Genomic DNA, 23259 nt, shown 5'->3' on the forward strand with positions numbered 1-23259 from the left:
TTATACTTATGACCACTGATTTAGGTATACAAAAAGACACCACAGTATACGCTATCTGTAAGGACGCGTTACCGTGGTGCCACCTTAGTTAACATTGAATTTCATGTTCACTCTAAATTTCATTTAATTGATAATTTGAAAGCCCAATTCTCTCTTTGTGTGTAGTGCTAATTTACATCAACCATTAGCTTTCTATTTGCTACTATCAACACGAGATACTCATCTTTCAAATTCCGAATGATTTCTTCGGATTAATTAAATATCACTATACGAGAATAAATTTTAAATGTCAACCCTTAAATTCTGATTAGTTTTTAATTTCTGATAAACAATAAGCTCTTAATAACTTTTCACTTTCAAGAATAGAATCTTCATGTGTGCGTTCTAAAGCATGTGAAGATTCAATACCTGCACCGAATAATCCATGTCTAATATCAGCACCAGCATGTAAAGCAGCAGAAGCATCAGAACCATAATAAGGATATATATCTAATTTATATTGAATATCATTTTCTTTACATAAATTGACTAAATGATTTCTCAAACCTACATGATATGGTCCTGAAGCATCTTTTACACAAATAGATACTGTGTATTCATCAGAAGCTTGTCCATCTCCTAATGCACCCATATCAAATGCGATAAATTCTACAACTTTATCTGAAATACTTGAATTTGCACCATATCCAATTTCTTCATTGTTTGAAATATAAAATTGTGTCGTATGTGGAAGTTCAACATTTTCTTCTTTAAGGTATTTCAAAAATTGTAAAATCATCGCAACACTTGCTTTATCATCAAGGTGACGAGATTTAACAAATCCTGATTCTGTATGTACAAATCTTGGATCAAAGCTCACAGCATCTCCAATTTCAATGCCTAATGCTCTTGTATCTTCTGGATTAAATGTTTTTTCATCTAATCTGACTTCCATATGTTCGGCATTTCGTGGAATTTCAGTATTATTTTTATATACATGGACACTTGTTTCATGTAAACAAATGGTACCTGTTATTTCATTTCCACTTTGAGTTGTGATGGTACAATATTCCCCTTCAATCGCATTCCAACTAAACCCCCCTATTAAATCTAGTTGCAATCTTCCATCTTCTTTAATATCTTTAACAATTGCTCCTAATGTATCTACGTGTGCTGTAATCAGTCGTTGTGCATCATCATTTTTTCCTGGTACGTTGATAAATAATCCACCTTTGTGTGTTACACTCGTATCATAATTTAATGACTCAGCAACTTTTCTACAATATTCAACTGCTGGATCAGCAAACCCAGACGGACTATTAATGTAAACAAGTTCTTTAATTGTATCGATCGTTTCTTTTACGTTAATTGTCATATTACCACTCCTTATACATTTATTATCATTCTATACTTTTAAAAAAATAAATCAATAACACTTGCTTTCACACACTAACTTACTTTAAACTATTAAAGTATTGGAGGGATTTTATGCAACGCGTATTTATAGTTGGACTAGGATTAATTGGTGGGAGTTTAATACAAAATATTAAATTTTATCATCCCAATTTACATATAACAGGTTACGATTATTTTGAAAAACATTCAGAAATCGCATTATCTATGAAAATTATAGATGAAATCGCAACAGACTTTGATTCTAGTGCTCGTCAAGCAGATTTAATTATATTAGCCACACCCGTACAACAATCTATCGAGTACGGTAAGCGCTTATTAGAAATTGATACTAAACCAGGATTAATCGTTACCGATACAGGTAGTACGAAATTAGGATTAAGTTCACTTGAATCACAATTGTTAGAACAGGATATTCATTTAATCGGCGGACATCCAATGGCAGGTAGTCATAAATCAGGCGTCACAAATTCTAAAAAACATTTATTCGAGAATGCTTATTATGTATTAATATATGATCAAGTGGAAAATGAAGCGGCTTATAGTGAAGTTAAACATTTGCTAGAACCTACTAAAGCAAAATTCATCAAAATGTCAGCAAAAGAACATGACTATGTAACAGGCGTCGTCAGTCATTTTCCACATGTCATCGCATCAAGTTTAATTCATATGAACGAAGAAAATACACAAATATCCGAATATGTCAGAACACTAGCAGCAGGCGGTTTCCGTGACATCACACGAATCGCGAGTAGTAATGCAGATATGTGGCGTGACATCACATTAGAAAATAAAGAACATCTTGTCACACTTATGGAAAATTGGATCGAACAAATGACACATACGAAAGAAATGATTGAAGAAGGAAATCCAGCATTAATTCATGATTTTTATCAATCAGCCAAAACATATAGAGACCAACTCCCTATTAAAGAACAAGGTGCCTTAACTTCAACATTCGATTTATATGTTGATATCCCAGATAAACCAGGTATGATCAGTGAAGTAACTAGAATACTCGGACAAAATCACATCTCTATTACAAACATCCGAATATTAGAAGTAAGAGAAGATATTATGGGTGCATTAAGATTAAGCTTCAAATCAAGCACAGACAGAGATCGCGCAATAGAAGCCTTACAATCATTTGATACGTATACATTGTAATATTGAATATTGAGAAATGGGAAAAAGCCAAGAGAATTAAGGTCTCTTGGCATTGTTTTGATTTGAGGAAATGATTGTGGGTGATCTCTTGGCTTAAGTTAGGCATTAAGCCATGACTTGGGCTATCTCTTGGCTTAAGTTAGGCATTAAGCCATGACTTGGACGATCTCTTGGCTTAAGTTAGGCATTAAGCCATGACTTGGACGTTCTCTTGGCTTAATTAGGACGTTAAGCCATGACTTAGGCTATCTCTTGGCTTAATTAGGACGTTAAGCCATGACTTGGACGATCTCTTGGCTTAATTAGGACGTTAAGCCATGACTTGGACGTTCTCTTGGCTTAATTAGGACGTTAAGCCATGACTTAGGCTATCTCTTGGCTTTACTCAGTCGTTAAGCTATGACTTGGATTCCTTCTATTGTACATCCCCCCTATATTCAAACAAAAAACTGCCCATAATAGGCAGTTTTTTTATATTGATTCTGATACTTTTTTAGAGAAATACATTGTGTTGACTAAATATAAAATGATTAATAATGACACACTAAAGAATTGATTATTATCTGAAGAAACCGAGAATATTGATGCTAGTGCTATACATCCAATTATTAATTGTTGGTTCAGTGTATAAGTTTTTTGTAGTGCAATTAATGTAATATATTGTTCTCCACTATCCATCATATCAATCATTTTTTCATTTAATTTTTTATCTCCTGCTTTAGGATAGTTTCGCTCTGGGTATAATTTTCTCAATTTAGATAAATGCATATATGATATTGGTGCTGTTGCTATTAATGAAATCATCGCAATTAACAATGATAGCATACTTGGTTCTTTTGTTAAATTAATGACGATATTTAGTATTGTTAATGCTATTGTCATAATAATACCAAGCAATATGGGTGGATAAATTAATGTTTTTTCTAACTGTATTTCTATTTCATCCTCATTTTCTGGATTTGTTTCATATTTTCTATATTTTTCAGCTTTTTTATAAACGTTTAATAAAATGATAAATAAAATGATTAATGCGATTGCTAGAATAATGGCTGTAATATCAGTTTGCACGGTCGTAAGTTCAATTTCTAAAAAGTCATGTCCTTTTTTAAAAATACTTGTTAGTAATCCTCCTACTAGACCACCGATCAACATATATAATATTAAGTTACCTATTAACATAATTTTATTCTTTTTCATAATTCATCCTCCTCGAATATGAAAACATCTTCAACATTTTCTTTGAGTATTCTTGCTATTCTAACAGCAGTCAATACAGATGGCATAAAGTTATTCCGTTCTATCAAAGAAACTGTTTGTCTTGAAATACCTGCTCTTTTAGCCAATTCAGTTTGGTTAAATCCTTCCCGAGCTCTTAACTCTTTTACCCTATTTCTCATTTGACCACCACCTACATTTATCAATATACATGATTATAGTCAAAATGACAACTATACTTGTCATTTTGATATATATAATTGTCACAACTACTATGTATAAGAATGCATATCTTTGTTAATTTATTAAAATCATATTTACTTATTTGTAATTATATGTGAAGATTAAATAATTACATATTTCAGAATATTTTGAAGGGGGTATTTTTATGGATCATTTTGGCTTTTGGTCGATTATTCCTCCAATTATAGCCATCATTATGGTATTACTTACGAGAAGTGTTATTGTTTCATTATTTTTAGGATTATTTTCAGGCATACTCTTGTTAACGAGTTTTCATCCGATATCTTCTTTAAAAAAGTTACTTGGAGATTATTTGTATAGCACAGTTGCAGATGAATATAATGCTGGAATACTCATTTTGTTAGTGTTTATCGGTGGATTTGTTGCGTTGCTTGAAAATTCAGGTGGTGCAAAAGCATTTGCGAATCGGTTTATATCTGGTGCGAAAAGTCGTATCAAAATCCAACTTGCTGCTTGGTTTAGTGGTATTATAATATTCTTTTCAGAAATGGGCACACCTTTAATTGTTGGACCAATTTATGAAAGTTTATTTGATAAAGCGAAGATATCTCGAGAAAAATTAGCTTGGATTATTGATTCAACAGCATCGCCAGTTTCTGTAATGGTACCGTTTATTGGTTGGGGCGTTTATATTATGGGGTTAATTGATACAGAATTTAAACGATTAAGTATAGATATGTCCTCATGGGATGCCTTTATGGTTTCATTACCATACTTTATTTATCCAGTCCTTGCAGTATTAATCGTCCCTCTTATTGTTTTATTAAAATTAGATTTCGGACCTATGAAAGCAGCTGAGGATCGAATAATGAATACTGGACAAATTTATTGGGACAATGCGAAACCATTAAGAGAAAGTGTGGAAGTCGATAAAGATGTTGAAAATAAAAGTAAACCTATTTTAATTTGGTTACCTATCGTCATCTTAATTGTTTCATTGTTTACATTATTAGCACCAAAAGGCTTTCCATTCCAAAGTGTGGAAGGAAAAGATTTCAGAATAGCTCTAAGTTTATCTTATTTCTTTGCAGCTATTTCTATTATCTTATTAATGTTATTTTATAAAGTAAAAACAATTAGCCAATCATTAAATATTTATACTTCTGGTATGAAAAACATGACAGATATTTTAGTTATTTTAGTATTAGCATGGTCATTAGGCGGTGTATTAGACAAATTAGGAACGGCTAACTACATCGTTCAAGTCATCGATGGCACGATACCACCTGCTATAGTACCTGCTTTAATATTCCTAGTCGGTGCTTGTATGTCTTTTGCAAACGGAACTTCTTGGGGAACATTTGCTATTATGTTGCCACTCGCAATTCCATTAGGATATCATTTAGACATTTCGTTAGCAGTTTGTATAGGAGCCGTTATTTCTGGAGGTATCTTTGGCGATCATAGTTCTCCAATATCAGATACAACCATATTATCATCAACAGGTGCTGGTGCTGACCATAAAGATCACAATAAGACCCAAGTACCGATTGCTATATTTAATGGCGTTGTAACAACGATTGCGTTACTTATTACAAGTATGATTGATTTTAAATTCACACTTATTTTAGCTATCTTATTCATGATATGTGGCGTCTTTATTATTAATCAAGTTCAAAAATATCGGTATAATCATTAAAAAAGAGGTGGGATTTTTCCCACCTCTTTTCATTATTTCCATTTAAGCGCTCTAAAAATTTGTTCAGTTTGTTGTTCAATGAGTTTATCACCATTATTCATAGCATCTTCTAAAGACATAGGACCATTAGCAATACTAAATGCCGCAGTTAAACCTTGTTCATGAAGTGCTGACAATGGCATCTCTACCGTACCACCAATAGCGATAACAGGTATTTGATAAGATTTTGCAATTTGTGCAATTCCTGATATGACTTTACCACCAGAAGTTTGACCATCAATTTTACCTTCACCAGTAATAATCAAGTCTATTTCATTTTCCTTAATAATATCTTTAAAATTCACAAAATCTACTACAAGTTCAATACCTCTTTTTAATTCTGCATTCAAGAATGCTAACATGCCACCTGCTGTTCCACCTGCAGCGCCAGCACCTTCTATATCGCATATTTCTTTGCGGTTAAATGACCTAATAACATCTGCAAAATGTATAAATGATTGATCTAGCTTCTCAACGATTTCTGGAGTTGCCCCCTTTTGAGGACCAAATATATAACTTGCACCTTGTTTACCAACAAATGGATTCGTCACATCGCAAGCAATTTCAAATTTCACATCATGTATTTGTGGCATCACATTTGATTCGTCTATCGATTCAATGTTATGAATATGTTCTGCACCTAATGGTATATCTACACCATTTTTATCTAAAAATTGATAACCTAATGCTTGTAACAAACCAATTCCCGCATCATTTGTAGCACTCCCACCTAAGCATACAATAAAATGTTTAATGCCTTTTTCAATGGCATCTTTAATAAGTAATCCTGTACCATAAGTGGTCGTATGTAATGGATTAAGTTCTTCTCGTTTAAGTAAATCAATCCCTGAACTTGTTGCTAGTTCGATAATTGCTGTTTTTCCATCGCCAGTTATACCATAACTTGATTGTATTGGTCTTGATAATGGATCTATACTATTAACTTCAATTACTGTTCCTTTAGTTGCTTGCACTAAATTAATCATCGTACCTTCTCCACCATCTGCCATTGGAAGAAGAAACGTTTTAGTTTCAGGATCTACTGTTAAAATGCCTCGTTCTATCGCTTGTGCAGCACTAAGTGCATCAATACTACCTTTAAAGGAATCTGGTGCAATTAAAACTTTCATGAATAACGCCACCTTCTTATGATTTCGTTCTAATTATATGTTACAGAAAAAATATAAAATTAACAGATTTAATTAATAAAATGGGAAGAATATTGGTAACAGAATCATTGAAACAATGATAGATAAAATAATTAGTGGGATACCCGCTATAGCATAGTCTTTAAACTTAAATCCACCAAGACCATAAACCATTGTATTGGCAGGCATACCAATTGGTGTTGCAAATGCTAGTGAACCACCGATTACAGTCGCCATTAATACAGCGCTAGGATCAGCTCCCATACCATTTGCTATAGAAATACTAATCGGAACTAATAATGCAGTTGTTGCTGTGTTAGACATAAAATTCGTCATAGTAGCAGATAACACGAGTATAACAAATAATAATACATACGGTGATGGGTCTTTACCTAATGTACTCATTAATGAACTGGCTATCACCTTTCCTGCACCAGATACTTGAATAGCATTTGCTAAAGCAAGTGAACCTACAAATAATAGTATCGTATTCATATCAATTGATCTCATTGCCTTTTTCTCAGGAATAACTCTCGTCGCTATTAATACTAAAGCACCGATCCATGCAGAAACATGTAACGCAATACCTATTTGCTGTTCAAAAATCATTGCAATAACGGTTAAAATCAATACGCCTAAAGACATAACTTGTTTCCATTTTGGAACCTTTGAATAATCAACTTCCTGTGCATATATTGAATCTTCTTCAAGATTGACTTCTTCTCTTTTAGGTAATAATTTATGTCCAATTAAAGTGAAATATAATATACCGATAATCAGAATTGGTAATCCTACTTTTGCATATTCAAAAAATCCAAATCCATCACCTATTTGTTTAAGCGCTGATTGTGCAATCATGTTACCAGGTGCACCAATTAAACTTAAGTTACCACCCATTGCAGCTGCAAAAACTAATGGTAATAGTAAAGTAGATCTTGAAAAACCGGATTTTGCTGCAATACCAATTACAACTGGTATTAAAACTGCTGCAGTACCTGTATTAGAAAGTACCCCTGACATTAAACCAGTTATTAACATTACAGAAATAATTAATTGTCTTTCAGTTTTAGCAAATTTTGTGACGATTCCCCCTATTTTTTGAGCCATTCCTGTCTCGAAAAACGCGCCACCAACAATAAACATAGCCATAAATAATAGTACGTTACTATCAACGAATCCTGCAAAAGCTTCTTCAGGTTTAAGTACGCCTGTAATGACTAATCCAATTGCGACGATCATCGCAGTTACTGCTAACGGTATCTTTTCCCAAGCGAACATAACTATTGCAAATACTAAAAATATTAAAGTAATTATTGAACTATCCATACTAAACACCCCTTATTCCAAAATTTGATAGCGTTTTCATTTCAATCATCGTACATTAACGTATACATTAAGTCAATAATTTAGTGAAATATTTTTCTTTTTAAGTTATATGTTGACATTAACGTATACATTATTTAATAATGGATGTATCACAAAGAAACAGGAGGTTATTTATCATGTCACAACAAAAAACATTTAAAATTGCTGTCATTCCAGGTGATGGTATTGGTAAAGAAGTTATTAACGAAGGGGTTCGTGTATTAGATCATTTAGCAGAGCAATCCAATAATCAATTTTCATTTGATTTTGATTACTTCCCTTGGGGTTGTGAGTATTATTTAGAAAATGGTCGCATGATGGCTGAAGATGGACTAGAAACATTAAAAGACTATGATGCTATATACTTTGGTGCTGTTGGGTTCCCAAATGTTCCCGATCACATTAGCTTATGGGGATTGAGAATTGCAATATGCCAAGGATTTGACCAGTGGGCTAATATTCGTCCAGTTGAATTTTTACCAGGTGTTGAAAGTAAATTAAATCATCCTGATGTTGAATCTTTAAATTGGGTACTCATCCGTGAAAATTCTGAAGGTGAATATTCAGGTGTTGGTGGTCGTAACTTTACTGGTAGAGGTGAAGGAAATGAAGTAGCTGTTCAGTCATCTCTATTTACAGAAAAAGGCTGTGAACGTGTTATTAGATATGCTTTTGAAACTGCAAGAAAACGTAAACGTAAAAAAGTAACAAGTGTTACTAAAAGTAATGCGCAACAATATGGGATGGTATTATGGGATGATGTATTTAAGCGCGTGAGCAAAGAATATCCTGATGTGGAAACTGATCAATGGTTAGTTGATGCTATGGCGGCACACTTTGTGTTACATCCAGAAGATTTAGAAGTCGTAGTTGCATCTAACTTATTAGCAGATATTTTATCTGACTTAGGTAGTGCATTAGCAGGTAGTTTAGGTATTGCAGCAAGTGCAAACTTAAATCCAGATCGTCGTTATCCAAGTATGTTTGAATCAGTTCATGGTTCTGCACCAGATATTGCTGGCAAAGGTATCGCAAACCCTATTGGAGCTATTGGTAGTGCGGCATTAATGTTAGATCATTTAGGATTAAAAGAAGAAGCAAATCAAGTCAATGAAGCTATTAAGAAAGCGACTGGTTCTGGCGCACTTACAATAGACATTGGTGGCAATACAACAACTAAAGAAATGGCAGATTCAATTATTGAGAACTTACATTCAAATGTGAAGCAATAATTTTATTCGTAATCATTTTATATAACCGCACGTCTTTCTGTTATAATGAGAGAAACTCATTTTAAGAAAGACGTGTATTTTTTATTATTTGAATGAGGAGGATACGACATGTCAGAAGAGCATCAAATTGAGTATGATTCTTTAAAAGGAAAACTTCTAGACATCGCTAAACAGTTAGATGAACAGCGATTACCTATTCGTGCTTATCATATATTACGTATTGCGATTAAAAATTTAATACTTGAGCCAGGTCAAACAATTTTAGAAAGAGAAATTGCTGAAGCTTTAGAAATGAGTCGTACACCTGTTAGAGAGGCGTTAGTGAGACTACAAACTGAAGGATTACTGACTTTAATTCCAAGGCGTGGCTTTCATATCAATCCGATAAGAAAGCATGATTTGAAGGAAATCTATGAAATTACTGAAACATTAGATGGTTTGGCAGTAGAATTAGCGACAACTAAAGTGACAGAAGAAAATATAGCACATTTAAAGCATTTAATAGAATTACAACAAGAACAACTTGAACAAAATAATTTATACGAATGGTCGATATTAGATGATCAATTCCATGCAGATTTAATTAGTTTTGCAAATAATACACGCTTAAGTAGCGTTATTAATATTCATGCAGACCAATTATTTAGAGCTAGATTATTCACAATCAATGATCGTCCTGTTCCATATCAATCTATCATTGAACATAAAGCGATTATTGCATGCATAGAAGCTAAGGATAAGCATGCAGCACGATTAGCTATGCAATCTCACAGAAAAAGATCGTGGGGAGAAATTGTTCATTCATTAAATGACTAGATTAAAAAACCATAAACTTTAATTAAAAAAATGTTTATGGTTTTTCTTTATACTTTATTTTATTGATGAGTATAGGTTAAATCCCAACCTATACCAAATTTATCTATTACTTTTGCATATGCCTGACCCCAGAAAGTTTGTCCAAGTTCCATTTGAACTTGTCCACCTTCTTTAAAGATATTATAAACTTCATTAATTTGTTCTTCTGTTTCAAATTCTAAAACAATATATATATTGTGATTCTTATGAAGTGAATCATCGTCATTTGGGATATCAGAAAACATAAATAAATGACCATTAACTTCTAATTGTGCATGTATAATTCTATTAGGATCTTCGGAGGCATCTACACCTGCGTCACCATAAGTTTGTGATTCTCTTACGCTTCCATCTAAGGCTTCACTATAAAACGCTAACGCTTCTTCGCAAGTTCCGTTAAAGTAAAGATAAGGTGTAACTTGTTTAATCACCATGCACCACTCCCCATATTTGATTGTTAATCAAAATAAGTATATAAATGTGCAAAGATTTTGTCAAATGTTAATAAATTTTACATTTTAAACACATAGTGATTATTTTCTGTATTTCATCTATGATTGACTAGATTATGAATACTTTCTTCTTGTCTTCTATTTGAGTGATTTACACTCATTTCATTTGTAAGCAATGCTAATGCTTCATCACGTTCTCGCTCAAATGTATCTATAAATAAATTCAGTTCACGAGCTCGTTCTGGAACGAGTTGCGTAAGTGAAATATTTAATGCTGAATACTTCTCCTGTTTATCACATAATTGTTCTGTAAAACTCCAGATTACTCTAAATATATCCATCGTAATATTCGTGCCGTCTTTTAAAGTATAAGACTTAGAGATTGTATTGGCATTACTTTTCAGTGAAAAAGCAATTGTCTTAACTAATAAATTTCTAGATCTTAATTGCTTTGTTAAACGTTCCACTTGTTGAAGAATGATTTCTTTCATCTCATAATATTGGTATTGTTTCTCAAGCGCGACTTCACATTTAATGTCCGGATTATAAATACTATGCGCTTCTCGTACAGTATTAGTATCTATTCCATTGCTGATTAAATTCAATTCCTTACCCATCGTTCCATATAATTGTGTTAATTTATTAACTGGATAGCGTGCTAAATCTCCAACAGTATATAAACCAAGCTCATTTAATTCCTTTTCTAATCGATCATTTATCCCCCACACTTTATGCAATGGATGTATCGACCACACTCTATCTCTTATATCGCTATAATTTAATACTCCAATTGATTGATCATGTTGGTAAGACTCGTTATCTAAAGCCAACTTGCTCAGCAACATATTCGGTCCAATACCTATATGACAATTCAATTGTGTTTCTTGTTCAATTTCAGCTCGGATAATAGCAGCAAATTCACTTGGACTATCACAATACTGTTTATAATAATCTGTCACATCAATGAAAATTTCGTCTACACGATGTTGTTGGATATCAACTGCATGTACATAATTAAGCAATACTTTATAAATAGCATTTGCATAGTTTATATATTGTTTCATATTTGGATTAATGATAAAGATATCATTTCTGTGTGGTATTTCAAATAGACGTGAACCGGTCTTGATTCCTAATTCTTGTAATGGCTCAGTAGCTGAAATAACTATGGCACCTTGCCTTTTCGTATCAGAAATAACAGCTAATTTATATTCATTGGGGTTAATACCTTTTGAAACAGACGACACATTTGCAAAAAAATTATGATGACTTAAACATAAAATATATCTCTCTTGGAAATCACTGTAATTGTACATCACATCACCTCCCAGAACATTTGTTTGTATTATCATTATATACGAACACATGTTCTATTTCAAGAGATTTATTTATCTAAATAAAAAAGTCCTACAAAGATTAACCTCTTATAGGTCAACTTTATAGGACTGCAATATAAATTATCGTACTATACTTAATTTTTCTTCGTCGTCAGCGCCAATTGACTGATCAATATGAACATGTGTCTTTAAAAATATTTCTTCTGGCTCGCCTTTGAATTCAATTTGTTCTAATTTAAATTCAAATTCGTATTCTTGATGGTCTTTCTTCTTAATCAAGAAGGATTGATTAACTTTATGCTTATGCAATTCATAATCAAATTCCGAAAAATCACTATCCTCATTTTGATTATTGACGCGTTCAATAAGTGACAATTCAATATATTTAACTTCTAAATCACATGAACCGCCTTTAAATATTACTTTACCTTTTATGGGCTCTTCTTCATTAAAAGTCATTTTTTCTAAACGCGTATCGATTGTTAGATTACCGACACCTATAGAGGTAAGTAACTTTTCAAACATAATACAAATCCCCCTTAATCTTCATTAAAGATAGTTTAACTCGATTAAACTAAAATTTAAAGTGATTAAAGAGGATTTTTTTAATTATAATTGATATTTTTTAACAAACGTCAATTTTCAACATAAACTTACTTGTATAATCCTAAAGCTTTCGATGTAGATGTATTAATTTCATTAAATAAATCTGGATTATCAGATAAATTTGTTCTAAATGAAGGAATCATTTGTTTAATTTTATCTTCCCAGTTTACAAATTCATTAGGGAAACATTTTTCAAGTAACTGCAACATAACATGTACAGCAGTAGAAGCACCTGGAGAGGCACCTAATAATGCAGAAATAGAGCCATCTTCACTTGTTACAAGTTCAGTACCAAATTGTAATGTACCCTTTCCGCCTTCTTTTGTATCTTTAATGACTTGTACACGTTGACCAGCAATTACGATATCCCAATCTTCTAACTTAGCAGTCGGTATAAATTCTTTTAGTTCTTCTAAACGCTTTTCATCTGACAATAAGACTTGTTCTACTAAATATTTCGTTAATCCCATTTCTTTTAAACCAGCTGATAACATCGTAAAGATATTATTCGGTTTCACTGAGCCAAATAAATCTAAGTTTGAACCAGTTTTCAAGAATTTAGGTGAGAATCCAGCAAATGGTCCAAATAATAATGAACGTTTACCTTCAATATATCTAGTATCTAAATGCGGTACAGACATAGGTGGCGCGCCAACTTTTGCTTTACCGTATACTTTAGCATCGTGTTTAGCAATAATTTCTTCATTATTACATACCATAAATAAACCACTAACTGGAAAACCTCCAATATTAGAAGCTTCTTTTATGCCTGTTTTTTGTAATAATGGTAAGCTACCACCACCAGCACCGATAAACACAAATTGAGTATTGTGATATTCGACCTTCTTAGTTTCGGCATTATAGATCTTTAATTGCCATGAATTGTCTTCATTTCTTCGAATATTCTGAACAGAATGATTATAATTTAACTCTACGCCTTGGTCTTTTAAGTCACTTAATAGTGAGCGTGTTAAATTCCCAAAGTTTACATCTGTACCAGATTCAATTTTAGTTGCGGCAATTCTTTCATCTTGAGAACGCCCTTCCATCATAAGTGGCATCCAATGCTTTAACGTTTCAAAATTATCTGTAAACGTCATGCCATTGAATAATGGATTTTTTGATAATGCATCACATCTATTTTTCAAAAATTGTACATTTTTGTCTCCATACACAAAACTCATATGTGGTACAGGACGAATAAATGATTGTGGATCTGTTAAACTACCTTTGTTTACTAAATATGTCCAAAATTGCTTTGATAATTGAAATTGTTCATTTATTTGAATTGCTTTATCAATATTTACTGAACCATCCGCCTCTTCTTTAGTATAATTCAATTCACATAATGCTGAATGACCAGTTCCGGCGTTATTCCATTCGTTAGAACTTTCTTCAGCTGGTTTTGATAATTTTTCAAATAATTTAATTTCTAAGTTTGGTGATAATTCTTTAAGCATTGTACCTAAAGTAGCACTCATAATGCCTCCACCAATTAATATTACATCTGTTTTCTTATGTAAAGCATTCATAATTAACTACAGAGCCCCTTTCAATATTAACCATTTCGACTAAATATATGTCCATAAAAAATATACAAATGAATAATTTGTATGAATTAATCTATGTATTACTACTATTATAAACCTTATACTTTCATTTAAAAAGTGACAACAAGTGCACAATGTGTAATAAGTTAATTTTATTATTAAGTTACATTAAAATAGTCGAGAATTAGTATAACTTAATTAATATATCTGTATAAATAGTATAACACATTCCCTAAATGATGGTCTAAAAAATTTCATTTAACATTTATAGTTTACATAATATTATTATGATATTTACATAAAAATACTTATATTATAATAAATTTGGGTATTATAGTGGTATAATCAAAACAAAAATATTTTAAAGGAGTTTTTTATGAAAGCTTTCATTAATTTACTTAAAAAAGGAAGCAAATCTTCGCTTTCTGCTGCAATTGTTAACTTTATTCTAGGTTGTTTAAAGTTATTCGCTTTTATCTTTACAGGAAACATTGCGATGTTTGCTGAAATGATGCACTCTTTCGGTGATGCAGCAAACCAACTTTTCGTATTTTTAGGATCAGCATTTTCTAAAAGAAGTCCTAATGAGAAGTTTCCTCTTGGATATGGAAGATTAATTAACCTCGTCTGTTTAATAGCTGTCATTATTGTAGGTATTTTATCTTATGAGACTGTTAAAGAAGGTTTTCACCATATTGTTCATCCAAATGAAACTGGTGGACCAATATTATTCTTCTGGATTAATATCGCTGTTCTAGCTATCGGTATTATTTTAGAAGGTAGTGTTTTAAGAAAAGCTGGTAAAGAAATCTTGGAAGAAGCTGGTGAAAGCAGTAAAGGATTATTGACACCATTTACTAAAAGTTATTTACTGATTGGTAAAGCAAAACCTGCAACAAAATTAGTATTCATGGAAGATACTGTTGCAACTGGTGGTGGTATTATTGCCGTTCTTTCAATCATTATCGCAAGATTAACAGGATTGGGTATGTTAGAAGGTATTGCTTCAGTCATTATTGGTGTGATGATGTTTATCGTTGTGGGTATTATCTTCATTGAAAATGCACAAGGCGTTCTTGGTATTGCAGATCATGAATCTGAAATACATGCTTCACGTGTCATATTAGATGATAAAGCAATTAGTGATATTAAAAGACTCGCTGTTATTAAAGAAGGAGAAGCACTTCATATAGAATGTTTATTAGAAGTTAATCACAATTATACACTTAAAGAGTTGTCAGATATCAGAAAACGGATTATATTAAAATTGTTAGACTTATCTCATGTTGAAGATGTGAACATTGAATTCATAGAAGATGACGGTCAAACAGACTGGAATGGAGATAGTGGTCCTTCAGCAAATATTCAATATAATAAGGAGCGTTTATAATGCCAATCGTAAACATTAAATTAATTGAAGGTAGATCTGATGAACAATTGAAAGGTCTTGTAAAAGATGTTACAGAAGCTGTTCATCAAAATGCAAAAGCACCAAAAGAAAATATTCATGTCATTATTGAAGAAATGAAACCTGAACACTACGGTGTTGCTGGTACTCGTAAATCTGATTCATAAGAACTATATCAATATAAAAAGCAATAAATGGTCAAAGTGACCATTTATTGCTTTTTTAGTTTCCTTAATGATTAATCGTTAAGAAATTTCTTAATTGCTTCTTTATTTTTTTCTTTGTCGATTTTTAATACTGCCCCATTTTCAATATCATTCTCATTTGTATAAGAACCTTTAACAGGGACTGTTAACGTCTTAATATCTTTATCGCCTCTAGCTAAGAAGCTAGCTCCCGTTTTGTAAATTGTTTGGTCATCTAAATTGGTATTAACATAACCTCTAGCAATACCAGCTAATTTCGGTGCTTTAACAACTGAATCTACACTCATCAATTCTGATTTTAGTGCAGTCATAACTTGTTGTTGTCTTCTAACACGACCAAAGTCACCTTCTTCATCGTGTCTAAAGCGCGCATAACCTAATAATTCTTTCCCGTTTAAATTATGTTGCCCTTGTTTTAAAGAAACACCAATTTTTGCAGACATATCTTTTTCAACATCGATTGGAACGCCTTTAGGTGCAATTTCATCGACCATTTCTTCAAATCCATCAAAATCGATAATTGCATAGTATTCCGGATCAATATCAAGGTTCTTCTTCAATGTCTTACGTAATAATTCAGGTCCGCCTAATGAATATGCAGTATTAATCTTATAATTACGATAGCCACCTGGGATTTCTGAATAAATATCTCTCATGACAGATACAATTTTGAGATCTTTTTTCAAGTAATCGTATTGAACAATCATAATTGAGTCTGTTCTAGGTTGTGAATTATCTACTTTGCGGTCCTCACCTAATACGAGCACATTTACTTTACCATCATTCCGCGTTGTACTATTGAATTTATGTAATTGTTGCTTTTTACCGTTATCTGATGAAACTTTCAAACCAGATTTATAAGAAGCATTAATGTAAAATCCAAGTCCAATTAAAAGTAAGATGATACCTAAGAAAATAAAAGGTCTTTTTTTAATTCTACGCTTTTTTCTTCTTGTAGGTATATTCGTTTGACGATTATCTTCAGTTTCTGATTGATTATGCGAAGTCATTGTTACCAACCTTTTATCTTCAAAATTGAGTCTAATTATATTATAATGAGACTCATACATTAAGTTAACCAATTTATATACTAAAAATCAAGAAAAATTGCAAAGCTAACTTAAAAATAAGACTTGAGACTGAATAAAGGATGGTAAAAATATCATGAATATGAATAAAGCGTATTTTGCAGGAGGATGCTTTTGGTGTATGGTTAAGCCATTTGACCAATATGAAGGAATAGATAAAGTGACTTCAGGTTATATGGGTGGAACAACTGAAAATCCAACATACGAAGAAGTAAAAAAGGGTGATACCGGACATTATGAAGTTGTCGAAATCCAATATGATGTAGCTTTATTCTCATATAATAGACTGCTAGAAATATATTTTGCAATTATTGACCCTACTGATGCTCATGGACAATTCCAAGACAGAGGTACGCAATACGAAACAGCTATTTTCTATACAAATGATGATCAGAAGAAACTTGCTGAACAATATATCGAACAACTCAATAAAGAATTACCAGAGGGAAAATCAGTCGTTACAAAACTATTACCATATAAGCCTTTTTATAAAGCTGAAGATTATCATCAAGATTTCTATAAGAAGAATCCTGAAAGATATCAAGAAGAACAAACAATTAGACAAAGTTTAAAATAAACAAGTATAGCATAACAGTATCGTATACAATTATGCTATACTGTTATTTTTATATAACATCTATCAGTATTTAAGATATAAAAGGAGAACATTATGGAACAATGGATTACTGATTTTATGACGCATTATGGATATATCGGTGTCTTCATACTCGTATTTTTAGAATATGTTATACACCTCTTCCCTTCTGAAATCATATTAACATTCGCAGGCTTTATGACTTCACAGTCAGAGTTGAATATCATAATTGTATGTTTACTTACAATTTTAGGAGCCGTACTCGGAGCACTTGTATTATACAGTATTGGTGCATTTATAGGAGAAGAACGTTTATATAAATTTATACATAAACGTGGCAAATATATAGGTATCAAAACACAAGACTTAGATAAGACCATTCAATGGTTAGATAAATATGGACATTGGGCTATCTTTTTAGGACGCTTTATCCCAATTGTCAGAACGCTCATTTCATTACCAGCCGGTATAACTAAAATGAACTTACCCGTATTTATACTTTTAACAGCAATCGGTACAGGTATGTGGAATATATTTCTAATTATGCTAGGTAAAATGCTAGGCAATCACTGGCATCAAATTCTCGTATATGTAGGTATGTATTCTAAAGTGTTTATCGCGATTATCGCGATAGCAGTACTTTATGTACTATACTTATGGTATAAACGCATTAAAGAAACACGTGTTAATTAAATAAAAAACAAAACTTTCATAACCCCTTTTTCTAAGGATTGGTTATGAAAGTTTTTTGTATTCTATAAATAAGTGTTTTTAGTTTTTATAGTTTGAAATTTCGATTAAATTATTATCGGGATCTCTTAAATAAACAGAATTGATTTCACCAAGTGCACCAACTTTATCGATTGGCCCTACCTCAATGTTAACGTTATGATTATTTAAATGAGATACAACTTCTTCAATACTAGTTTTAGTTATTAAACATATATCAGCTGAACCTGCCATTGGGTTATGAGCGCTAGGTTTAATGATATTATGTTCGCTATGCAAGTTAATTTTTTGATTCCCAAACTTTAAAGCTTTTCTATTTTCCCCAAATTCAATAATTTCCATTCCTAATATGTTGCTATAAAAATCCAATGTCTTTTCAATATTAGAAACAGTCAAAACAATATGATCGATTCCTTCTATTTTCATTATTTTTCCTCCTTTTTCATATTTCTTCCCATATATATTTTTGCTTCTTGAATAAAAAAATCAATGAGATTGTTATCCCAATTTTTCTTCTTTGTTAAAGCGAATGAATAAAAAGTAGGAAATTGCTCATTTCCCTCTATGATTTTTAACTTATTTGAATTTATTTCTTTCTCTACAGTTCTATATGGCAATACACTAAATCCCATATCATCTATTAAAAATGTCTTAATTGCATCTATACTCCATAATTCTGTTGTTTTAGAAACTTCCTTTAAGTTACTACTTAAAAAATCTTCAAACATCGTGCGATAAGTACTGTCTTTTTCATTTATTACAAAATGATTATACCGTTTACTACTTAACAACTCATCTAATGTATCTGGAGCAGAATGATGTGCCACAATAACAATTTCATCATCACTTAATTTATGTTTTTTTATTGCATTATTTTGGATTCCAGTATTGATCACAAAAGCTATATCTACTTCACCATTCATAAGTAATGCTTGATTTTTACTACAAGTATTATTAAGCAAATCAAATTCTGTATTTGGAAATTTTTCTAAAAATATTTTTATAACTTCACTTAATCCTGTTGTAACTAGTGATTCGGGTGCTGCTATTTTTAATTTATGAGTCATGTCCTCGTTCGATAATTTAATAATTTGATCGTGTGTTGAAATATAATCATTAACTAAAGGTAATATTTTTAAAAGAAACTCACTTTCAATCAATTTTTTGTTTGAGTATATAAATAATTCATTTTTCAATTCTGCTTCTAACTGATTAATTTGTTGAGATACATTTGATTGCGTATAGTTTAGTAATTCCGCTGTTCTTGTATAACTCTTCGTTTCTATAAGTGTCTTTAAAATTTTTAACTGCTTTATATTCATTCAATCACCTATTAATTTTATTAATGTATTAATAATAACATTAATTTCACTTATAACCAAAAAGACATTAAAATTTATATAGAGGTGAAGAACATGTCTGCGTTTTTAATTTATGTTTTTGTAACATCTATTACGCCAGGTCCAAGTAATATTTTTATTATGAATTCTACAAAAAAACATGGTTTATTAGGTGCAAAAAAATTTATACTTGGTATATTAGCAGGTTTTTTATTTTTAGCTATTTTAGCTTCTATTTGTTTATACTTATTTGAAGAATATATTGAAGCAGTTGAACAAACACTGAAAATATTTGGATTTGTATATTTACTGTATCTATCCTATAAAACGTTTACTGCTAGTAAAAACGATGAAACTGGTGATGTATATTCTACTTTTAAAGCAGGATTTTTATTACAAATTTTAAATATGAAAACATTATTATTTTATATCACGTTACTAGGTGTTTTTATTATCCCTAATTCCAATAACAAACCATTAGTTTATATGGTACTAACAATTATTATTGGTTGGGCTTGTCTTATTATATGGGGCGTATTAGGACACTATTTAAAAAGATATCTCAATAAATATCATTATATATTCAATACTGTTATGTCATTATTAATCCTATACTCCGCATTAAGCATTTTTTATTAATGAATAAAAGTGAGATTTAACTAAAAAACATAATGTGCAATATCATTTTCTGGAATCAATACTTCAATATTTAATGGTAGAGTTATTTGAGACATGTTATACACTTTATACATAAGGCACCTCGTTGATTTGGTTTTTGTCATGATTAATTAAATTATACGAGAGTGCTTTATTTTTTTGTATAAAATTGGAAATTTGTAACGATTTTGTGCTGTGCTGACGCCTGAGGGAATAGTATGTGTGAGAGACTACAGGCTCGAACCATACCCTAGGCAAGCATGCACGAACAAAATCGTAGATTATAAAAAATAACACCTCATTTTATACTGAATAAATCAGTAGAATGAGGTGTTAATAATTTGAGTTAGGAATTATCTCCCAGACTTTTTTATTTATGATTAATTGTTAATGATACTCTTATTAAATTCCATAATAGCGAACTATATTTTCGATATACTAAATATCTTGGTTCCCATTCTGGATAAAATTTTTGTTTATAATTCCGTAATCCTTGGAAGCTATATAATCCATTCATATTTTCAAATACTTTTGCTGCAAATTTTTCTCTTAAATATGCATATTGATTATGCCCTACATTGGATAACGTAGCCATTCCCATATTAAATTGTTTATAGCCTTGTTCTTGTGCCCATAATAACATATGGATATATAAAGCATCCATCATCGGTAGTTCTACTTCTTTGTTCCATCTAATTAGATCTACAGATATGGATTCATTATAATTCGTATACATTAATGAACAGAAACCTACTTTTTCTTTATTATCATTTCTTATAACTGCGATTGGTGCTTTATTTAAATAATCTTCATCAAATGATCCAACTGAGAAACTCATTTCTCTTTTGTCACCTAACCAGCCGTCACTAATAGATTTCAACATATCGATGTCATCTTGTGCATATGGCGCTTCTATAATTTCAAATTGATAGCCTTCTGACGCCATTTTATTATGTGTTGCACGCATACCACGCTTTTTCTTACCAGATAAACTAAATGTTTCGAGGTCTATGAGCGCTTCTTCTCCTAATTTGAAAAAGACATTTCCATAATCATGATATAAAGATAGTAATTTACTTTGTACTTGATAGAAAATAATATCATGGCCTAAAAAATGCATTTGATCATAAAATTCTTTTAATACTTCATGATATTTATCCGAGTTACCGACTGGATCACCTAACACGATAACTGCATTCATCTTATGTCGATACATAATAAAGACATCTTCATCTTTATTAACATAAAATGATTTATCTCCTGTAAATGCTAAGTGACTCACATATGAACCTTGATTTTGATCGATAATGGACTGTATCGTTTCATATGTTGCATTTGTATATAAACTTTTTTGGAATCTTTTTGAAAGAATATATGTGATGCACATACCGATTAAACATAATATCGCGAGTGCAATTAAGAACATTGTAAATACAGCATATTTATCAAATTTCGTAACTTCATGTGGATATAAATTTAAATAATTTTTAGTGACAATTCTATTGAAAATAAACATTGTTAATATTAATACACCACTTAAAACTATTTTCATAGGTGTCACAATCTTTTTAACAACGAGCGCATTTTTGTAGCCGATAAATAACAATACTAAAAGTATCGCTAACCATAAAAATGCAATGATCGTGCTATTCGTTAATATGGATACGACTAACATTACGATGACAGAAATAATGCTCATGAGTATAGAACGCATCGTACCAGACATAACACCTTTCGCACAAATCAGTAACATAAGTGTAGATGCTGTATGTAATGCTAATAAGATTGAATAAAAAGTATAATGATGTGAGTAAATAGCATCATATAAGATTAATATGTGATTAAAATAAAGGACAAAACCTGTAATACCAGATAATAGCCCTAGCGCTAATGTTGGTACTTTATTCATAAAGTCACTTTGAACAGCCTTGATAAACGATGTTGTATCAACTGCTGGTGTATAGAATTTACTTTCTTCGATGTATTTTTTAGCAATACTACCAAATTCAAATGTAGATAAACCAAGTGCGATTATAAATGGGAAGAAATAATAAGCAACTCTATAAAGTAACAATGCTAATAGTACTTTTTCTTCAGGTACGCCAAGTGACTTAATACCTAATAAAATCACTAAGTCAAACGCACCAAAGCCCCCAGGTATCATACTAATTAATCCTGATAAGGCTGCAACGACAAATATACCGACTAAGTGTGCGAAGTCTACGTGAATATGTAATGCTTTTAAAATGACAAATAACAAGTAACTCGCCGCGATCCATTCGAGTGCAGATACAATAGTAAATTTAAATCCAAGCAATCTATCTCGACTTATAGAAGGTTTTAAATACGACACAACTATAAATAATGGAAGAAACAAACTGCCAATATATATGACAATTTTAGCCCATGAAATATCAGCTAGTAATGCATCCGCATTAAAAACACGAAATACAATAAGTGCACATAATAAACTTAAACCACTTAACATGGATAACAATAATAATGAAACACTTTTAACTAAATCTTTCTTATCTTCAACGTCATTTCTATAAGAATAAATTCTTAAACCAGCACCTATTAAACCACCAAAGCCTAAAATACTGTTAAATGTATTGATAATATAACTAATAGATTGTACTTTGTGTATCGGTAAACTGATTTTTAAAGATTGCTTTAACATCATGTCATATAATGATAAAACAGATACGGAAAGTACACCTAATATAATGATGCCTACAAAATAAAAAGTATTCATTTCTCTAAAAAGAACGATTGTCTTTTTAAAGTCGATTTTCCCTAATTCATTATGCAATACAAATACAACGATGCATAATACGATACATATAAATAAAGCCTTTAATACTGGCAAAATTTTCTTTCGATTTAATAGTCTCATATTCCAACCTTCTTTAATTTTGTAATACTCCCAAATAATACCATATAAATATATAAATTAAAATGTTTAATAAAAGACT

The 23259-nt window shown here is 31.3% G+C and carries 22 protein-coding genes; 9 read left to right on the forward strand and 13 right to left on the reverse strand.

Annotated elements, in window-relative coordinates; all coding sequences use genetic code 11:
• Nucleotides 1-307: 307 nt before the first annotated feature.
• Complete coding sequence (locus LQ677_RS00360; RefSeq protein ID WP_239747983.1) at nt 308-1354, reverse strand: M42 family metallopeptidase; 1047 nt, start codon at nt 1352-1354, stop codon at nt 308-310.
• 113 nt (nt 1355-1467) lie between these two features.
• Between LQ677_RS00360 and LQ677_RS00365 the strand changes: the two genes are divergently transcribed.
• Nucleotides 1468-2559, forward strand: a complete 1092-nt coding sequence (locus LQ677_RS00365; protein WP_204170220.1) for a prephenate dehydrogenase — start codon at nt 1468-1470, stop codon at nt 2557-2559.
• Nucleotides 2560-3030: 471 nt separating this feature from the next.
• On the opposite strand, the gene LQ677_RS00370 is transcribed toward LQ677_RS00365, so the two are convergent.
• On the reverse strand, nt 3031-3756 hold the full coding sequence (locus LQ677_RS00370) for a DUF3169 family protein (RefSeq protein ID WP_126477882.1): 726 nt from the start codon (nt 3754-3756) through the stop codon (nt 3031-3033).
• Nucleotides 3753-3956, reverse strand: a complete 204-nt coding sequence (locus tag LQ677_RS00375; RefSeq protein ID WP_025905978.1) for a helix-turn-helix transcriptional regulator — start codon at nt 3954-3956, stop codon at nt 3753-3755. The genes LQ677_RS00370 and LQ677_RS00375 overlap by 4 nt, the downstream gene beginning before the upstream one ends.
• A 206-nt stretch (nt 3957-4162) precedes the next feature.
• Here LQ677_RS00375 and LQ677_RS00380 point away from each other — a divergent pair, with 206 nt between their 5' ends.
• A complete protein-coding gene (locus LQ677_RS00380; protein WP_206179479.1) occupies nt 4163-5677 on the forward strand; it encodes a Na+/H+ antiporter NhaC family protein in 1515 nt (504 codons plus the stop codon).
• A 32-nt stretch (nt 5678-5709) separates the two neighbouring features.
• Here LQ677_RS00380 and LQ677_RS00385 read toward each other — a convergent pair whose 3' ends face one another.
• Both LQ677_RS00385 and LQ677_RS00390 read right to left on the reverse strand, forming a co-directional pair.
• The gene (locus tag LQ677_RS00385) at nt 5710-6846 is read right to left on the reverse strand and encodes a glycerate kinase (protein WP_239747984.1); all 1137 of its coding nucleotides are present in this window, start codon (nt 6844-6846) and stop codon (nt 5710-5712) included.
• A gap of 72 nt (nt 6847-6918) precedes the next feature.
• Nucleotides 6919-8190: an SLC13 family permease gene (locus LQ677_RS00390; protein ID WP_239747985.1), complete on the reverse strand. Its 1272-nt coding sequence runs from the start codon at nt 8188-8190 to the stop codon at nt 6919-6921.
• 176 nt (nt 8191-8366) lie between these two features.
• Here LQ677_RS00390 and LQ677_RS00395 point away from each other — a divergent pair, with 176 nt between their 5' ends.
• A complete protein-coding gene (locus tag LQ677_RS00395) occupies nt 8367-9461 on the forward strand; it encodes a tartrate dehydrogenase (protein WP_037587972.1) in 1095 nt (364 codons plus the stop codon).
• Nucleotides 9462-9569: 108 nt separating this feature from the next.
• Nucleotides 9570-10277 carry a GntR family transcriptional regulator gene (locus LQ677_RS00400; RefSeq protein WP_239747986.1) on the forward strand — a complete coding sequence of 236 codons (708 nt, stop codon included), beginning with the start codon at nt 9570-9572 and terminating at the stop codon, nt 10275-10277.
• 59 nt (nt 10278-10336) lie between these two features.
• Here LQ677_RS00400 and LQ677_RS00405 read toward each other — a convergent pair whose 3' ends face one another.
• The 4 genes from LQ677_RS00405 to mqo all read right to left on the reverse strand — a co-directional run bounded on the left by LQ677_RS00405 (nt 10337) and on the right by mqo (nt 14243).
• Complete coding sequence (locus LQ677_RS00405; protein WP_239747987.1) at nt 10337-10750, reverse strand: VOC family protein; 414 nt, start codon at nt 10748-10750, stop codon at nt 10337-10339.
• Between the two features lie 113 nt (nt 10751-10863).
• Entirely contained in the window at nt 10864-12084 is a 1221-nt protein-coding gene (locus LQ677_RS00410) for a Y-family DNA polymerase (protein ID WP_239747988.1), read from the reverse strand.
• 141 nt (nt 12085-12225) lie between these two features.
• On the reverse strand, nt 12226-12630 hold the full coding sequence (locus tag LQ677_RS00415) for a sporulation protein (RefSeq protein ID WP_025905962.1): 405 nt from the start codon (nt 12628-12630) through the stop codon (nt 12226-12228).
• Nucleotides 12631-12758: 128 nt separating this feature from the next.
• Complete coding sequence (gene mqo / locus LQ677_RS00420) at nt 12759-14243, reverse strand: malate dehydrogenase (quinone) (protein ID WP_037587966.1); 1485 nt, start codon at nt 14241-14243, stop codon at nt 12759-12761.
• A 394-nt stretch (nt 14244-14637) separates the two neighbouring features.
• Between mqo and LQ677_RS00425 the strand changes: the two genes are divergently transcribed.
• Nucleotides 14638-15651: a cation diffusion facilitator family transporter gene (locus tag LQ677_RS00425; RefSeq protein ID WP_196307476.1), complete on the forward strand. Its 1014-nt coding sequence runs from the start codon at nt 14638-14640 to the stop codon at nt 15649-15651.
• The gene (locus LQ677_RS00430) at nt 15651-15836 is read left to right on the forward strand and encodes a 2-hydroxymuconate tautomerase (RefSeq protein ID WP_037560206.1); all 186 of its coding nucleotides are present in this window, start codon (nt 15651-15653) and stop codon (nt 15834-15836) included. Before LQ677_RS00425 ends, LQ677_RS00430 begins: the two co-directional genes overlap by 1 nt.
• Before the next feature lie 71 nt (nt 15837-15907).
• Here LQ677_RS00430 and LQ677_RS00435 read toward each other — a convergent pair whose 3' ends face one another.
• Complete coding sequence (locus tag LQ677_RS00435; protein WP_037587964.1) at nt 15908-16885, reverse strand: LCP family protein; 978 nt, start codon at nt 16883-16885, stop codon at nt 15908-15910.
• A gap of 154 nt (nt 16886-17039) precedes the next feature.
• On the opposite strand from LQ677_RS00435, the gene msrA reads away from it, so the two are divergent.
• Together msrA and LQ677_RS00445 are read left to right on the forward strand one after the other, a co-directional pair.
• Complete coding sequence (msrA, locus tag LQ677_RS00440; protein WP_037587960.1) at nt 17040-17540, forward strand: peptide-methionine (S)-S-oxide reductase MsrA; 501 nt, start codon at nt 17040-17042, stop codon at nt 17538-17540.
• A 93-nt stretch (nt 17541-17633) separates the two neighbouring features.
• Entirely contained in the window at nt 17634-18251 is a 618-nt protein-coding gene (locus LQ677_RS00445) for a DedA family protein (protein WP_239747989.1), read from the forward strand.
• Nucleotides 18252-18329: 78 nt separating this feature from the next.
• Here LQ677_RS00445 and LQ677_RS00450 read toward each other — a convergent pair whose 3' ends face one another.
• Both LQ677_RS00450 and LQ677_RS00455 read right to left on the reverse strand, forming a co-directional pair.
• A complete protein-coding gene (locus tag LQ677_RS00450) occupies nt 18330-18713 on the reverse strand; it encodes a VOC family protein (protein ID WP_126476731.1) in 384 nt (127 codons plus the stop codon).
• Nucleotides 18713-19609, reverse strand: a complete 897-nt coding sequence (locus tag LQ677_RS00455) for a LysR family transcriptional regulator (protein ID WP_239747990.1) — start codon at nt 19607-19609, stop codon at nt 18713-18715. The genes LQ677_RS00450 and LQ677_RS00455 overlap by 1 nt, the downstream gene beginning before the upstream one ends.
• 93 nt (nt 19610-19702) lie before the next feature.
• Between LQ677_RS00455 and LQ677_RS00460 the strand changes: the two genes are divergently transcribed.
• On the forward strand, nt 19703-20266 hold the full coding sequence (locus LQ677_RS00460) for a LysE family translocator (RefSeq protein ID WP_204258466.1): 564 nt from the start codon (nt 19703-19705) through the stop codon (nt 20264-20266).
• A gap of 388 nt (nt 20267-20654) precedes the next feature.
• On the opposite strand, the gene mprF is transcribed toward LQ677_RS00460, so the two are convergent.
• On the reverse strand, nt 20655-23180 hold the full coding sequence (gene mprF / locus LQ677_RS00465) for a bifunctional lysylphosphatidylglycerol flippase/synthetase MprF (protein WP_239747991.1): 2526 nt from the start codon (nt 23178-23180) through the stop codon (nt 20655-20657).
• Nucleotides 23181-23259 lie beyond the last annotated feature (79 nt).

This window comes from Mammaliicoccus sp. Q-M61, assembly GCF_022386055.1.
Classification (GTDB): domain Bacteria; phylum Bacillota; class Bacilli; order Staphylococcales; family Staphylococcaceae; genus Mammaliicoccus; species Mammaliicoccus sciuri_A.

What these genes read in the sequence shown, in the direction of transcription:
- LQ677_RS00395 (WP_037587972.1), top strand. Translation starts at nt 8,367, where the DNA reads ATGTCACAACAAAAAACATTTAAAATTGCTGTCATTCCAGGTGATGGT.
- LQ677_RS00425 (WP_196307476.1), top strand. Translation starts at nt 14,638, where the DNA reads ATGAAAGCTTTCATTAATTTACTTAAAAAAGGAAGCAAATCTTCGCTT.
- LQ677_RS00435 (WP_037587964.1), bottom strand. Translation starts at nt 16,885, where the DNA reads ATGACTTCGCATAATCAATCAGAAACTGAAGATAATCGTCAAACGAAT.
- LQ677_RS00415 (WP_025905962.1), bottom strand. Translation starts at nt 12,630, where the DNA reads ATGTTTGAAAAGTTACTTACCTCTATAGGTGTCGGTAATCTAACAATC.
- LQ677_RS00370 (WP_126477882.1), bottom strand. Translation starts at nt 3,756, where the DNA reads ATGAAAAAGAATAAAATTATGTTAATAGGTAACTTAATATTATATATG.
- mqo (WP_037587966.1), bottom strand. Translation starts at nt 14,243, where the DNA reads ATGAATGCTTTACATAAGAAAACAGATGTAATATTAATTGGTGGAGGC.
- LQ677_RS00445 (WP_239747989.1), top strand. Translation starts at nt 17,634, where the DNA reads ATGGAACAATGGATTACTGATTTTATGACGCATTATGGATATATCGGT.
- LQ677_RS00460 (WP_204258466.1), top strand. Translation starts at nt 19,703, where the DNA reads ATGTCTGCGTTTTTAATTTATGTTTTTGTAACATCTATTACGCCAGGT.
- LQ677_RS00430 (WP_037560206.1), top strand. Translation starts at nt 15,651, where the DNA reads ATGCCAATCGTAAACATTAAATTAATTGAAGGTAGATCTGATGAACAA.
- LQ677_RS00385 (WP_239747984.1), bottom strand. Translation starts at nt 6,846, where the DNA reads ATGAAAGTTTTAATTGCACCAGATTCCTTTAAAGGTAGTATTGATGCA.
- LQ677_RS00375 (WP_025905978.1), bottom strand. Translation starts at nt 3,956, where the DNA reads ATGAGAAATAGGGTAAAAGAGTTAAGAGCTCGGGAAGGATTTAACCAA.
- LQ677_RS00405 (WP_239747987.1), bottom strand. Translation starts at nt 10,750, where the DNA reads ATGGTGATTAAACAAGTTACACCTTATCTTTACTTTAACGGAACTTGC.
- mprF (WP_239747991.1), bottom strand. Translation starts at nt 23,180, where the DNA reads ATGAGACTATTAAATCGAAAGAAAATTTTGCCAGTATTAAAGGCTTTA.
- LQ677_RS00360 (WP_239747983.1), bottom strand. Translation starts at nt 1,354, where the DNA reads ATGACAATTAACGTAAAAGAAACGATCGATACAATTAAAGAACTTGTT.
- LQ677_RS00455 (WP_239747990.1), bottom strand. Translation starts at nt 19,609, where the DNA reads ATGAATATAAAGCAGTTAAAAATTTTAAAGACACTTATAGAAACGAAG.
- LQ677_RS00410 (WP_239747988.1), bottom strand. Translation starts at nt 12,084, where the DNA reads ATGTACAATTACAGTGATTTCCAAGAGAGATATATTTTATGTTTAAGT.
- msrA (WP_037587960.1), top strand. Translation starts at nt 17,040, where the DNA reads ATGAATATGAATAAAGCGTATTTTGCAGGAGGATGCTTTTGGTGTATG.
- LQ677_RS00450 (WP_126476731.1), bottom strand. Translation starts at nt 18,713, where the DNA reads ATGAAAATAGAAGGAATCGATCATATTGTTTTGACTGTTTCTAATATT.
- LQ677_RS00380 (WP_206179479.1), top strand. Translation starts at nt 4,163, where the DNA reads ATGGATCATTTTGGCTTTTGGTCGATTATTCCTCCAATTATAGCCATC.
- LQ677_RS00390 (WP_239747985.1), bottom strand. Translation starts at nt 8,190, where the DNA reads ATGGATAGTTCAATAATTACTTTAATATTTTTAGTATTTGCAATAGTT.
- LQ677_RS00365 (WP_204170220.1), top strand. Translation starts at nt 1,468, where the DNA reads ATGCAACGCGTATTTATAGTTGGACTAGGATTAATTGGTGGGAGTTTA.
- LQ677_RS00400 (WP_239747986.1), top strand. Translation starts at nt 9,570, where the DNA reads ATGTCAGAAGAGCATCAAATTGAGTATGATTCTTTAAAAGGAAAACTT.